Source organism: Brucella tritici (assembly GCF_008932285.1).
GTDB classification, from domain to species: Bacteria; Pseudomonadota; Alphaproteobacteria; order Rhizobiales; family Rhizobiaceae; genus Brucella; species Brucella tritici.
Genome location: NZ_WBVY01000012.1, coordinates 28,664 through 41,861 on the forward strand (window position 1 = coordinate 28,664; position 13,198 = coordinate 41,861).

Consider the following 13,198-nt stretch of genomic DNA (forward strand, 5'->3'; position numbering starts at 1 on the left):
CTGTCTGTCCGCTGCTGACCGCATAAGCTGGAAAAGCTGTCGTTCAATTGCCCGCCGAACTTCGGCAGGGATGCGCCTTCATTCATGTCGTTCATTGATTATCTGACTGTTCGCGAAAGTGGACGTAGAGTGGCGACCAGTCATGCCGCCGAGAGCAACACCGTCTCTTCTTTGTATGAAAACCGCTTCGAGATGCAGACGGTGTCCCTCCGAGGGCCCCGCGATAGTTCAAGGGTCAGCAGGCTGTCATTCGAAAACGCAGGGCTGAGCTCGAGTTTGAGATACTCAAAGAGTTGTCGGTCATGCACAGCAATCATCACCTGCCGTCCATGCTCCTTGGATAGTGTTCTAAGCAATGCGGCAAAATGAGCGATATGGACGTCATCCATCGATTGTACCGGATCGTCGAGGATCAGCCAGGGGAGCTCTTTGGGCACTGAGAGATGAAGTGCCGTGAATAGAGTCAATGCACCGGTATTGAGATTGCCCGCGCTCAACATCGCACCAGGAGTTCCGCCAGCCTCGCCGCCGTCCCGATGCTCGGTGATTAACTTGGGCTGAAGTTTCTGGGTAGACGATTGGGGGATTCTGAATGCGGGAACGAAGGGCTCTCCCGGCGCGAGCCGCACAAATAGGTCACGCCACACGCGATTGAGCCGGTCGTTAAACTCGCGTCGAATTATGGCAGAGCGCACTGTGTCGACGGCGCTCCGAATTGCGTTGCCCTGATCGCGGAGGACCTGGGCCCGTGACAACGCCTGATCCGCGTGTTGCCAGGACGCGAGGTCTGCCGCAATCCGCTGGTCGACCTCCCCGCGGCGGGAGATTGCCGTACGGATTGTGGCGACGTGATCAGCGCCCTTGCGCCGCATGGCAAGTCGATGTTCAAAGTTCGTCGCGCCGGCTGCCAATATGCTTTCCAGCCGCACGACGGCAGCTTCGAATGATTCATCCTCCTCAAGCCCAGGCGTTCCTATCGAACGGGCAAAGTCGCTCAACGTATCACGTGCGGCCGCAAGCGCAACATTGCGCGACTGAGCTTCGCTTACCGCGCGTCGCGCGGCTACATCGGCCGCACGCAATTGCGCTCCCTCGTGTAGCGCATCATGCAGGCTTTCAAGTTCGGTTATGAGCCCATCTGTAGAAGCCGTTCGCCGATCGAGGTTGGCCAAAGTTTCTTCGTCAAGTTTTCGAGATCCAATGGTCTCGATCTCACGTGCCAGACGTTCAGCCGTAACCTGAACCTCACTACGGGTCCGCCCTAAGGTGAGTAACCTCTCCGCCGAAGCGGATAGTGTTCTTACCTTGTCGTGAACATGGTCGCTGAGCGACCCTTCGCCTCGCTCTCTGAAATCTCGATCGCATACCGGGCAGACGTCGTCAGTAATGAACGACGTCAATTCCGCCAATGCGGCCCCAAGACTACCCGCACTGCTCGGCAAGCGAGCGAGTTCTTGATCGATTGTATCGCGTTGGCGCAGCGTAACATCTCGCTCATCCTGCGCTAGAGCGTACCGTGTTATGTCGGCACGGGCTTGTGACGTGCGATCACTCAGCTGCTTTTTTTCGGTGTGCAGGCCTGCTAGCGCCACCTCAGCAAACCGTTCCGGTTCGCTTGGCAACGCGATAGCGGGTAGGAAGGCCTCAATACGACCGCGCACATTGGTGATGCGCGTGCCGTAATCGGCTTCCCAGCGTGCAAACGCTGCGCGGGCAGCCTCCGATCCGGACGGGGTGACAACGGCACTGGACAGAGTCGCGCTTTGTGCCGCGTCGATTTCGCGTCGGATCGAGGCGAGTCTCCGCTGCTGATCAGTCAGGCGTGCGAACGCGTCAATATCACTGCTTTCCGAAAGAGCGGCCGCCACGTTGGCTAGCGTATCCTCCCGCACCTCAGTTGGAAGCTGAAGCGCGGAGCAGAGCGCCGTAAGGTCGCCCATCGTGTTCTGGATTTGCTCGCTTAACTCCTCGCGCATTGTGCGTTCATCGGTGAGAAGTCGGTCCAGCCGAAATTGTTCGTTCTCGGCTCCCGCCCAGCCATCAATGATCTTGCGGACGTTACGCACATCCGCCAGAGGTTTCAGCCCAGCCTCCAGAGCGTCCAGCCGATCAAGGCCGAGCAGTTTGGTCACGAACTGCGCCAGAGGCGATTCCGCATCGTTGCCTGCATCCTGATAGATCTGCAGCAACTGGCCGAGCAGGGCTTGCGGCAAAAATACCCGCTCCCGGAAAAAGGCGGCTCGCTGCTCGTCAAGCGCGCTCACCGACCGCGGACCAGTTCCACTTAGTATTACGCTGAAGTTCTGTTCTGTGGTGCCCGCCAAAGCCTTGAGTAAGACGCGGCCTTCGGACGCCGAACGATGCAGCAACTGCTTCTCATATCCAGGGTCCGCACGCTCCAGCGACTGAACCATTCCGGTAAGTGCTAATTCAATGGCTGACAGAAGGCTCGTCTTTCCCGCGCCATTTTCGCCATGGACGAGAACCACCTTGGCGTCGAGTGGCGCATGGATTTTCCCCCGAATGCTGCGGAAGTTGCTGATATCGAGGCTTCTAAGGACGAGGTCGCTCACGATTGGTCCTCTTCCGGTTCGGGCTGAAACGCACTGTTAATTGCCAGCGCAACCGCATCGGTCACTGCCTGCTCCCCTCCACTGGATGCGTTAATCAATGCATCAAGGAGGGAGGTGTCGGAGTCTGCCGGAAGCGCACGCACGAGCTGATCCATAGCGGGGCCGCTGCCGTTCTGAGCTTCAACCATGGGGAGGGGCAGAGTAAGGGGAAGAAGCACTCGGATTCGATCATCGAGTTGGCGTTTGGCATCGTCGTCTGAAGGCTTTCCTTTATCGTCGAGGCTAATGCCTTCGACCTGGAGCACTCGGCATGTCTCCGACAGAGCCTCGATCCCTTCCGCCAATAAAGCGCCAGCGAGAATCGCGGTCACGACATAGCGCGAGCCGGTGACGTCGAGCGCTCGGCTCAAGGCTTCCAAGCGTTGGCGAACACGGTCGCCGTCGCGGTCGCCATAGTCTCCAGTTGTCGTGTCGACCAGAAGCACGAGGTCCAGCGCCCGACCGTCGCGTCCGCGCATAGCACCGGTGAAAGCAAACTCGACGCCCGCAACTTTGAATGGCGTCGGCAGGTCGCTGTATCCGGCATCTCGGAGGCGCTCTTGGACAACATGAATGAGGGGCGAGTTGCTCATAACATCATCTCCGCGACGAATTCTCGCTGGAGCGTCGCGGGATCGTCACAGCGCGCGAGTAGATTGCCAAGGCTGACATGCGTTTCTCCAATCTGTCCGGTTCGCCCGGGTGCGGAGCGAACTCGCCGCGCAGTTACACCACCCCCTGCCATTTGATGCCAGGCGTTGTCGGCATGGACGACGATTGCATTGTCATTCGCGAAAGCTCCGCGACTCTTCAGGCCAATCGCTTCGGTCGCCGATTTTACCACAAAGAATGGGCGGTCGACACCGTCTGGACGCAGGGCGCGAGCGGTAAGGGCCCCTGACGTCAGGGCGTCCGAGACAGGCCCGCGCAGCTCCCATAACCCAGCTTGACGCCCATTTTCCAGAAGCGACAAGGCAATCCCAAGGCATCCAAAACCCATGCTTTGAGCGTTTTGGTCGGCCGCGAGGAGATTAGGTGTCGAACTGGAGAGCGTTTCATAGGCCTCCGGGTTGGAAGGCAGAGCACCTGATCGGAAGAGCGAAAGCATTCGCGACCAAAGCGCGATGGCTTGGTTTACGAAAGCGGTCCTGTTCTTGGTCCCAGGAGCGGGGACAGCTAGGCCGGCGATGTCGTCTCGAAGCGTTTCCAGCAAGGGCGCAAGTGCGACAGCAATGTGCGCTTTGCCCAAAGGCGCCAAGCCAAGTTGCATTAAGATGGCGAGCTTGTCCGTAAGGAGCTTCAACACCAGCGCGATGAGTACCTTTTCGCCCCACGCGCGCAACAGCGTGGCCGCATGAACGGCAGCCGGATCGCCATTGTAGGCGTCCCCGTAAGACAAGCGGAGGACGTCACGCTGCCCTTGTTGGATTCTATCCTCGCAGAAGATATGAGCCGCTGAAGCGGGCGCGCATGGCCATGGCCATGCGTGTATGGCCCGCGCCCGCGCAAAAAGGGTTTGAAGATTGTTGTCCTGGATCGAGAGTCCCAGCACCAAGGTCTTTTGGGTTGTCGCAAGCCCAACGACTGCGTTGCACATTGCTGCGAACTCTGCCGCTTCCGGCCAACCCATTATCTGAGGGTAACTACCAGTCAGAAACCGACGAAAGACTGCCGGCTCACGCGTGGCATGCACAATGCACCCGTGGAATTTCAGCAGTCGGGCGCGTCCGGCGGGTCCCCGCAGCTGATCAGGATCGACGACGACTTGCAGCACGCCCTGAACACCACCGCTCAGCCGTTCGACCGCTGCCTCGATGAAGCCATCCCAATTGGCTGAGGCTATCGCTTGTACTGCTCCTTCAAGGATTAAAACCGCAATGCACAGATGCTCAGCGGCTGGAGCGGCCGGGTTTTCGAATGCCTTTCGGATATTTATGGCATCCCAGAGTACAAAATCGGGCTCGGTGCCAGGGATACGAATGTCGAGCACGCGCGAATATTTTGTCCACAGGCGCTCGATGATTGCGTCGTGTTCGGGCCACGCCGCCAATGGCTGTGGGTACTGCGCCTGGACATTGTCCGGTTTGATTTCCGCAAGATCGAGTGCTTCTTCGAACGCGGGCAAATAGGCTGCCGCAGTTGCCGGATTAATCGCCTTCGCGCGGATATAATCGAAAGCTTGTTCGATCAAGTTGCCAAGATTAGGAGCCTGCCGCGAGATTCCAGAACCGACCCACAGCGCGAATTCACCATTCTCCACCGCACGCGCCATTGAGGCGAATTCGACGCTGAACTTCGCAAGTACTTCTCGCACTGAGATTTCGTTCGCTGTCGGCCCCAGCGCCACATCGCCCCCCATTTTACGCGATTAGCGTTACCCTTTGGATTGACATTACATTTCAGCGACGCGTTGTCCAGTGCGAGAAGAGTTAGTTCTCTTCGTTTCACAATCGGCAGCTGTTCACCGAGGATGCTCAGAACCCGATGGTCGGCAAGAGCCCCCATTCCGCCGTTCGTGTCTCTCGGATGAATGGCGGGTTTCAGGCGCCGACGAAAACTCCCCGAACGGCTGGGATTAAGGTCGTCTGCTGACTGACTGCTTTGATGCTTTCATATCGCGCCCGATTCTGATTCAGGGCTCAGCATGAGCCGATATGACCTGACAGACTTTGAATGCCGCGTAATCAAGCCGCTGCTACCCATCTGTCGATCGCGCGGCGGGCTGACAACCAAGATACACGTCGTCGTTGACGCGCAAGGATTCCCGATCCGGATCGGTCTGCTCGCCGCCAACTTTCTCGCTATGGTGCAACGCGCCTCGCTCCTTGTTTATGAGTCTGATGGCCTAACCCTTACGAAAAAGCCGGGGCGCAAAAGCGCCCGGCTGATTTTTAATTCTCCTTGCCGTCAAAACGGCAAGAATCCTCCAAGGAAACTGATGGTATCAGTTATCCATGCGAAGGCGGCATTAAACCAACCTTGAATGACAGTAGCAACATACACGATTGCAACCAGTCCAAGCACGAGCCAGAACAGAACCGCAAAGAATTTTGCAAAAGCGTCGTCGGCCTTCGGATCGGGAGGTGAATTATAAATATAATCGTGTCGCATCGTCCTTTAACGCTCGTGTTCGTCGCGTTCCTTCTTTTGCTGCTGCTCTTGTTCTAGTTCCTGCAATCGCAGAACTTGTTGCTGAGGTGGATCGGTGCGCATGGTTTCTCCATCGCGAACAACGCCCTTCACTTCCAAATTAACCTGATTGTCGAGCTGTTTGGAACCTTCAACTTTTCCATCTGTCCGATCCCGCTCTTCAAGCACGTTCGCTTCCCATGCCCGGCGATCGACCATTTGCTCGACACGCTGCTTCTGACCGTCGACTTCCTGAATGACAGTTTTCAAAACGCGTTCCGTCCCAGTGGACCGCAAATGAACTTCATCGCCGATTTCAGCGCCGGCGCGATGCAACGCATCCGGTAATCCGACACCCCATACCGTGCGATTGCCATTGGCCGTTTCAATAACGACAAATGGCGAAGGCTCATTTTTTTCATTATCCTGATAAGGCTTTTCGCCTGTCTCAACGAGGATGCCCTGCACACCCTCCTTATAGTCGACGGTCTTGGAGTGGGACGTTCCAGAATTATCTGCATTCTGTGGCTCTCTATCGACCTTGCTCGACTGATCCGATCCTGCAGATTGCTCCTGATCCCGGTGAGCCGCATCCAGCGCCCTGCCCTCGATCGGAACAATTTCATTGCGCAAGTAGGACTGCTCGCGACGCGCCAGATCTTGCCAATCCAGTTCCGCCGGCTGATAGCCCTTGACCGAAATACCGTGCGCCTGGCCCTCCAACCAAGTTTCACGGCGGAACTCCTTGCTCCCCGTTATTTCGATGCTCGTCCAGCCTCGATGCGCTGCTGTTTCGATCATCAACCGAACGCCCTGAGCATCGAACGATTTAGCGCGCAGCTTCTCTCCATTGTCCTGGAACACTTCGCGCTCACCCTTTGAATCGGCAAAGACACGCTGCGTCCCCCCGTGATCCTCACGAATATAATATCGGCTCGTGATCTCATCCGGGAATGAACGATCCATTTCGGCCTGATAGGATGCTGCAGCTGCTTTCTCCTCGTCATCAATGCTTGAACGAGGTTCGTTAGCATTATCTGCCGATGGCTGACCCTGCTCTGCTTCCACGATAACATGCGCTGGCTTGGCAATTTCGGAATCGGCTTCGCGAGCGATCTGCATTGACGAGCTATCTTGCTCGCTTTCGCGAGATGGGGTTTCAACGGTCAATCCACGCTGTTCAGTCAGTTCCATATGCTCGCGCATTAGATTGACATGCTCGCGCGTATACTGCGCTACCTGTTCCAGATCGGCTTTCTCTTCCGGTCCGAGATTGCGGCCAAGCCGGAACAAAGCTGTTTCAACTTCTTTCTCATATGCCTCAAAATCGCTTCTCGACATTTCGCGCACTTTTTCACCCTCCAAAATGATGTTTTGCAACTTTACCAAATTGGTGCGGTAATGTGACCCGAATTCTGCATGAACGATGTTAGAAGTTTTAGCTTCCGATTGATGCGAACTGGTTGATACAACTATATCTCTTTGCTGGATGGCGTATGAGGCAATCTGATGATTGCCGCTTGCCATTGCAATTTTCTCCCAACTCTGAGTTACCTTTACGGTATATTCAAGGCTGCGCACGCTTCGCGCCACGCTCCGCCGACCTGACCGCTTGGCATCATAACGCGACTGAGCCGCCGCACTCGTCCCCTCATGTTCCGTTCGTCCCTCGCGATTAACCGGCCGCACCTGATTGCGCGTGTAGGCTGGAGCATTTGCAAACTCGCGCCTGTCCGTCATTTCCATAGCGATTCCGTGCTGGCGCGCCTTTTCAGCCATAAGTTCGCGCCATTGGCGAAAAACCTGTGGCGAGGTTTCTACCCGATCACCGGCATCCGAACGCATAGCGATAATGGCATGGGCATGGATATGCGGTCGCTTTCCGCCCTGCCCCATCTCCTTCGGATCGCTGAACGGATCATGCATCGCAAATATGTAGCGGTGTCCTTCGAACTGAGCGGCCAGAAAATCCCGAACAGCGCCTTCGAAAGCCTGAACATTGGTGCCAGCTTTAGCAGACATGATGACATGCATCACATCCCTGCCCTTGCGGCTATGCAACTCCCGACGCCACTGCTTTTGCACCAGATCGCCGGCGGAACGCGTATCGGAGATATCGCGCCCCTTATCATCGCGAACTTCTCCCTTATGATCCTCGACCAGATTTCGCAGCTTGGCGGCGCCATATTCCACGCCATTGCCATACCCGGTAAAACGGAACCGCGCCCTCGCCAGCTCGGACACCGCGCTTTCGTTGTAACGTCTCTGAATAATGTCAGCCGCCTTCGGGTCGCCGGTCAACCGTTCCCCTTCTGCGCTGCGCAAGACTACCAGACCGTCAACTTTCAAAACTCCATGTGATGGCTGCGAAACTGCATAAGCGAAGCTGCGATTACTTAATCCGCTCGCCAGGCTGTCGCGTACGAGCTGGTGCAAAGCTTCTTCTGTTTCGAAACCAGTAGCTTCGATCGTCACATGGAAAGTTCCAATATCCCTGCTCTCGGCACGATTTTGAAACAATGGCTCCCAATCTTCCCGCAACCGGGCTAGATCCTCGCGACCATGAAGGCGCTCACCATTTTCCTTTTCGACGTGTATTTCCCCGCTGCGTGATACGTAATTGACCATCGCGCCGAACCGTGCACCGCCACCGTACGATGCCATTTTTACCACGGACGGTTGACTGCCTGCTGCGACCGCGGCCAGACGCGCTTCCATCGGCCTAGCCGCCGCAATTGGCTTGCTTGCCGTACTTCCAAAGAACTGGAAACTCCGTGCCCTTGAGGATCCCGTGCGCATTTTCGGCACTGAAGCACTACCTGCTGCGGTGGCACCTCCTGCGATTTGCAGTTCGCGCAGCCTTCGGCGCATCTCTTCTTCCGCGCCACTCGCAGCACTCGAACCCAAAGAAAGCTCATGCAACAGCGCCGCGCGATGCTGCTCCCATTCACTCTCAAAGGCTCCGAGAAAAAACTCCATCGACTGCTATTCCTTGCTGCGATGCCTGTATCCAGATCGCTTGGTAACGCGCCGTAACTCGCTGAGGACGCCGATCTGCATCTTCTGCACATCCCCGACCACCATGCGGATTTCGCTATCAGATACCGATTTTCCACTATTCAGAGCTCTGGCTACCTGATTGAGATTGACGCCAATCATACGCATGTCCTCTAGCATGAGAGACAAAAGCGCCCGGTCTTCGTCATTAAAGACTGGCTTCACTCCTGCCCCTTGCAGGAATACAGCTTTAAAAAATGCACTCATCGTCATGTCAGCCGCCTTTGCGGCTACATCGATTGCATCATATTCGTCCGCCGAAACGCGGCTATGAATGGTTTGCGGCTTGGCTTTAACTGCCACCCCACCATCGGTAATTCCCTCATCCATAAGCTTCAACAGTTCCAGCACAGAGTAGCAATAATCAATCGCGGACGTGTTTCGCGATTGATTGGAAAAAATGTAGCACATTTTTCCGTATCCTGCCTAACCAAATAAATAGGAAATCATTAAAGATCGTCCAAATTGGTCTCGCTTCGCTCACCAGGGTTCACCTCCAGGCCGCTTTATTCGCCTTTGTGTACCCCTCGTACTCGCCAGCAAGGGAGGCTTCGCTCTTCGCCCTTGCCGGACTGCGTGCGAGCGGCACAGACGGCTCTTGCGCGGCTCCGGGGTTCATCATCAGCTAGAAAGGAACTGGGGAGATCAACCACACGACGATGTCATGTGGTTATGCGATGTGAACACACCGTGTGATCCATTGGATATAGTGTGTTGTCACATCGTGTGAAAATATCGTAGTCTGTTCCTCAGTCCATATAACTAACGATCACCACTCGATCCAAATGCTCGTTAGTCTGATATGGCCTGAACCGGACGTGGGTAAACGTTCATGCTCTCTTCGTTTGAAGGAGAATTCATGACAGCTCGATTTTCAGCAGTTAGTGGCAAAGGCGGCGCGGGGAAAACGACCACGGTCATTTTGACGGCAGGTGAATTCGCACTCCAAGGTCAACGGGTCCTTCTCATCGATGCAGATCCCCGCCAGAACCTGGCCGAGTGGTGGAAGCGCTGTGAAGCGAAGGGCAACTTACCTGAATCGATTTCTCTGACGACCGCACTTCGCCAGAGCTCAATCGAACAGGTTATGTCTTCACACGCGGAAAAGTACGACGCCGTGATTATCGATGCTCCCGGCGTCGATAGCGTGGTCATGGATACGATAATAGATCATTCTGATATCGTGATTACGCCCATTCAGCCTGCACAGGATGAAATAAAGGCAGCAGGCGAAGCCGCGGAAACCATTGCCACGCGAACAGATCACAACCAACGTGTAATTCCTCAGGCGGTTGTGCGAACACGCATCAACATCGTTAATCGCCACCTTGAAGAATATCGCATCATCCGTCCATTCGTAGAAAATTTAAGCCAACATGGTTACAATACGACGTTGCTCGAAACTGAGCTAATCGAGCGCAACTGTTACCGCGAGATCCGCAGCGGCTGGGGAACATTGCAAATGTTGGAATTAACGGATGCTATCTGTAAGGCCAGAACCGAAGTCAACGCGTTTGTTTCTGAGCTCGACTATTTAAGGGACCAGAATGTAATGGAGACGGTGAATGGCTAAAAGCAAGGTCACACTGTCAGACTTCCCTGTCGCATCCCGCAGACGCCCATCAGCAGAAGAGGAGAATGGCCCCAATGCTGCTGCGCTCCCAGCGGCGGAAAACGCACAAATGCAAACTACAGGGCCGTCAACGGAACTGGAAACGCGAAGAGCTCGTCCTAAATCACAATTCGTCACGCCAGAAGAAAGAAGGGCGAACGATACCCAACAGGCAAACCAGCGGGAAGATTCCCGAAATCGCTTACGTGAACTTCGTAGAAATCGTGAACGAGAAAGTAAGCATTTTGTAAATGTCTCACTTGATTACGACACCAAAAGGCGACTTGAAAAGGCAGCCCACGACAACGGACTTAAGATGTCGGTTATCCTTAGAGATGCCATCGACCAGTATCTAACAGAAAACGGATACTGACCGTGCTTGGTCGTAGCTTTCTTCTAGGCTTGGCCGTCGGGATCGGAGTCGGTCTATATTTAGCGCCTTATCTAGCTGCTAATGGCTTTGGCCACACGATTGAGCCAATCAACTCATTCGCTAACAGTCAAGTTAGCACGCCCGCCGTTTCAGTCGAATGGCCGACCAACCAGATTGCCAAAGAAGAACTCTTTCGCTTTTCCAACTGGAATTATGCCGCCTACGGCAAGGATTCCATCACTAATGTTATCCGCTGCATTCATATCAAACAGCAAACTATTGCTTGCGAACTGTCAGCTACACTCAGTTGGCTGAAGGACACAGCGTTGATCGAAGCAGTCTTTGAGGGAAAACCAGGGAACTGGCGAATGGCCGCGGCGAAAACACGTTAGTCAACATATTCTAGTTCATTTTTTTCCGTAAGAGGTCGCTTTCTGCATCCGTGGGGCAGAAAAGTTTGGTGATGAATTCCGTTTCATCAAACTCTACAGTGCCAAACCAACGAGAATAATTCATATTATTCAATTAGGCGGCATGGAGTTTAAGGGGTTTTGACGGTGAATAACGAATCTGCTGATTTCGCAACAGAACATTCATTGGAGAAAACCAATGATCCGGAAATCGATAAGCCCATCTACAGACGTCGCGGCTTTGAGGGTATCAGCACGTTTGAAGAAATAGACCAACGACTTGCAAAATATCTAAGAGAAGCGCGTGAACAGGCTGGCCTTAAACAGGCAGATTTTGCGCCACTTATGGGGCTGTCTACACCGGTATATGGTCGTTACGAACGTGCATTCTCAAAACTGCACGTTACGCGCATGATACACATCTGCGAAGTATTGGGTTTCATGCCAATCGATATGCTCTTCGCAGCAGCACCTCATCTCTGGGGTGAAAACGAGCAAGAAGCCAAAGATCGTGTCGAGCTAGCAAAACTTGTCAGCGATCTCCCACATAGTACGACACGCGATCTGCTGTCGTTGGTAAAAAAAATGGCGGAACTTCAGAACCAAGTTGATGCAAGCTCGAAGAGCTCGAGCCTGGCTGAGAAATAGATGATCGCGTAAACGGCCTCACATGATCACCCGCTTGCAATCTCATGGAGATAATCGGCAACCGCCTGTGCTTTGGCTGCTGCAGTGATAATGGCGCGCTTATCGGACTTCAGAACGGCTAGCCAGTTTTCGATATAAGCGGCTGTGTTTTCGCGAGGATCATGGGCCACGCCCAGGTCAGCGCAAAGGAAAGCTGCGGACAGTTCGGCCACCAGTTCTTCGAGTGCGTAAGCGTTTGTGCCGAAGCGGCCAGCCAGATCGCGACCAAGACGATGCTTTGCGCCTGACCAATGACCAATTTCGTGCAGAAGCGACGAGTACAGGTGGACATCGCTTAAAAAACGCTCCCGGTCGGGCATGAGAATGTCGTCAGGTCCAGGACGATAGCAAGCCTTCGTGCCGCCGTAGTGAATGACGGCTCCGGTCTGGCGAACAAACATCTCGACGGTTTCATTGTGAGGCACGAGCGCCATCGGCATCGGTTCGGCTGGGCTGTAATAGTCGGAAGGCAGGTTCTCGATCTGCTCTACGTTGAATACCGTGTAGCCCTTGAGATAAGGGATAGAACGGTCGTCATCGGCGTCCTGATCCTTGGGGGTAAAGGTGCCGAATTTGACGACAAGCGATCCACGTTCGCCCTTCCGGACTTGACCGCCGAGATCCTGCGCCTGACGATAGGTGATCCAGGTGGTTTGTTCGTAGCCGTTCATCTGCGACGCGATCCAGAGCATGAGAACATTGATGCCGCGATAGGTTTCGCCGCTGGATCGGCGGGGGATGATGGAGCTCGGGCGGGTATTTCCATGCCACGGGCGAACCCAAGGCTTGGTGCCGGCTTCCAGCTGCTCGATGATGAGGTCGGTAATGCGCTGATAGGTGTCGATGACGTTGTTCATGGCCGTCTCCATTCGTTGGTTGACGGCAAAAAACGGAGATAGCCGAGACGAGCCCATGCACCTATTGGCCGCAACGGAAGTGGAGGACCGCGAAGCGGTTGCATTGGGGAGGGGCTATCGCAGCTTGTCCGTCAATCAACCAACGGGTGGGGCGGCCCAAATGTCACCCACCGAAGCAAACGGACCAGATCTCTGCGCGGAAGATGTACCGCTTATCGTTCGCGGTCGTCGGAATCCCGCTCCGCCTGCTTGTGCGTCGACAACTCTGAAAGCCGTGATGGGACCGCTGCGCTTTTCTGCTCTGGTGGCATTCGTTCGACGGCGGGAACATCTGGGTAATCCCCCCACCAAATAACGGGCTTCAAAAGTAGAATTTTCTCGGGCTATATGATCGAGGAGATTTTAATGAAGACGAGCAGATTCAGCGAACCACAAATCCTTGCCATCCTTCGCCAGGCGGA

Annotated in this window: 11 protein-coding genes and 1 pseudogene; 5 read left to right on the forward strand and 7 right to left on the reverse strand. The window is 54.8% G+C overall.

From position 1 onward, the window contains the following. Window positions 1–140: 140 nt before the first annotated feature. From F9K94_RS23755 to F9K94_RS23765, 3 genes are read right to left on the reverse strand one after another with little or no spacing between them, the layout of a single operon-like run. Window positions 141–2,573 carry an AAA family ATPase gene (locus tag F9K94_RS23755; protein WP_192799578.1) on the reverse strand — a complete coding sequence of 811 codons (2,433 nt, stop codon included), beginning with the start codon at window positions 2,571–2,573 and terminating at the stop codon, window positions 141–143. After that, window positions 2,570–3,205, reverse strand: a complete 636-nt coding sequence (locus F9K94_RS23760; protein ID WP_151610592.1) for a hypothetical protein — start codon at window positions 3,203–3,205, stop codon at window positions 2,570–2,572. Before F9K94_RS23760 ends, F9K94_RS23755 begins: the two co-directional genes overlap by 4 nt. Continuing rightward, the gene (locus F9K94_RS23765) at window positions 3,202–4,959 is read right to left on the reverse strand and encodes an SIR2 family protein (RefSeq protein ID WP_192799579.1); all 1,758 of its coding nucleotides are present in this window, start codon (window positions 4,957–4,959) and stop codon (window positions 3,202–3,204) included. Before F9K94_RS23765 ends, F9K94_RS23760 begins: the two co-directional genes overlap by 4 nt. A gap of 297 nt (window positions 4,960–5,256) precedes the next feature. Here F9K94_RS23765 and F9K94_RS24980 point away from each other — a divergent pair, with 297 nt between their 5' ends. Then, window positions 5,257–5,595: a hypothetical protein gene (locus F9K94_RS24980; RefSeq protein ID WP_151610590.1), complete on the forward strand. Its 339-nt coding sequence runs from the start codon at window positions 5,257–5,259 to the stop codon at window positions 5,593–5,595. 134 nt (window positions 5,596–5,729) lie between these two features. Here F9K94_RS24980 and F9K94_RS24985 read toward each other — a convergent pair whose 3' ends face one another. The 3 genes and pseudogenes from F9K94_RS24985 to F9K94_RS23780 all read right to left on the reverse strand — a co-directional run bounded on the left by F9K94_RS24985 (window position 5,730) and on the right by F9K94_RS23780 (window position 9,209). After that, window positions 5,730–7,268, reverse strand: a complete 1,539-nt coding sequence (locus tag F9K94_RS24985) for an LPD7 domain-containing protein (protein ID WP_407922071.1) — start codon at window positions 7,266–7,268, stop codon at window positions 5,730–5,732. 282 nt (window positions 7,269–7,550) lie between these two features. Next, window positions 7,551–8,720 (reverse strand): annotated as a pseudogene (locus F9K94_RS24990) (LPD7 domain-containing protein); the annotation flags it as partial. A 6-nt stretch (window positions 8,721–8,726) separates the two neighbouring features. Next, the gene (locus F9K94_RS23780; RefSeq protein WP_151610588.1) at window positions 8,727–9,209 is read right to left on the reverse strand and encodes a plasmid mobilization protein; all 483 of its coding nucleotides are present in this window, start codon (window positions 9,207–9,209) and stop codon (window positions 8,727–8,729) included. 448 nt (window positions 9,210–9,657) lie between these two features. Here F9K94_RS23780 and F9K94_RS23785 point away from each other — a divergent pair, with 448 nt between their 5' ends. The 4 genes from F9K94_RS23785 (at window position 9,658) to F9K94_RS23800 (ending at window position 11,841) form a co-directional block, all read left to right on the forward strand. Then, on the forward strand, window positions 9,658–10,371 hold the full coding sequence (locus F9K94_RS23785) for a ParA family protein (protein ID WP_151610587.1): 714 nt from the start codon (window positions 9,658–9,660) through the stop codon (window positions 10,369–10,371). Next, window positions 10,364–10,783 carry a ribbon-helix-helix protein, CopG family gene (locus F9K94_RS23790; protein WP_105545507.1) on the forward strand — a complete coding sequence of 140 codons (420 nt, stop codon included), beginning with the start codon at window positions 10,364–10,366 and terminating at the stop codon, window positions 10,781–10,783. Before F9K94_RS23785 ends, F9K94_RS23790 begins: the two co-directional genes overlap by 8 nt. Before the next feature lie 2 nt (window positions 10,784–10,785). Next, window positions 10,786–11,175, forward strand: a complete 390-nt coding sequence (locus F9K94_RS23795) for a hypothetical protein (RefSeq protein ID WP_105545506.1) — start codon at window positions 10,786–10,788, stop codon at window positions 11,173–11,175. A 165-nt stretch (window positions 11,176–11,340) separates the two neighbouring features. Continuing rightward, complete coding sequence (locus F9K94_RS23800; protein ID WP_151610586.1) at window positions 11,341–11,841, forward strand: helix-turn-helix domain-containing protein; 501 nt, start codon at window positions 11,341–11,343, stop codon at window positions 11,839–11,841. 26 nt (window positions 11,842–11,867) lie between these two features. Here F9K94_RS23800 and F9K94_RS23805 read toward each other — a convergent pair whose 3' ends face one another. Beyond that, window positions 11,868–12,737, reverse strand: a complete 870-nt coding sequence (locus F9K94_RS23805; RefSeq protein WP_151649006.1) for an ArdC family protein — start codon at window positions 12,735–12,737, stop codon at window positions 11,868–11,870. Window positions 12,738–13,198: the final 461 nt, after the last annotated feature.

Bases quoted from the DNA above. Each gene is read 5' to 3' on its own strand.
- F9K94_RS23760 (WP_151610592.1), bottom strand. From the start codon at position 3,205: ATGAGCAACTCGCCCCTCATTCATGTTGTCCAAGAGCGCCTCCGAGAT.
- F9K94_RS24980 (WP_151610590.1), top strand. From the start codon at position 5,257: ATGAGCCGATATGACCTGACAGACTTTGAATGCCGCGTAATCAAGCCG.
- F9K94_RS24985 (WP_407922071.1), bottom strand. From the start codon at position 7,268: ATGGCAAGCGGCAATCATCAGATTGCCTCATACGCCATCCAGCAAAGA.
- F9K94_RS23780 (WP_151610588.1), bottom strand. From the start codon at position 9,209: ATGTGCTACATTTTTTCCAATCAATCGCGAAACACGTCCGCGATTGAT.
- F9K94_RS23785 (WP_151610587.1), top strand. From the start codon at position 9,658: ATGACAGCTCGATTTTCAGCAGTTAGTGGCAAAGGCGGCGCGGGGAAA.
- F9K94_RS23790 (WP_105545507.1), top strand. From the start codon at position 10,364: ATGGCTAAAAGCAAGGTCACACTGTCAGACTTCCCTGTCGCATCCCGC.
- F9K94_RS23805 (WP_151649006.1), bottom strand. From the start codon at position 12,737: ATGAACAACGTCATCGACACCTATCAGCGCATTACCGACCTCATCATC.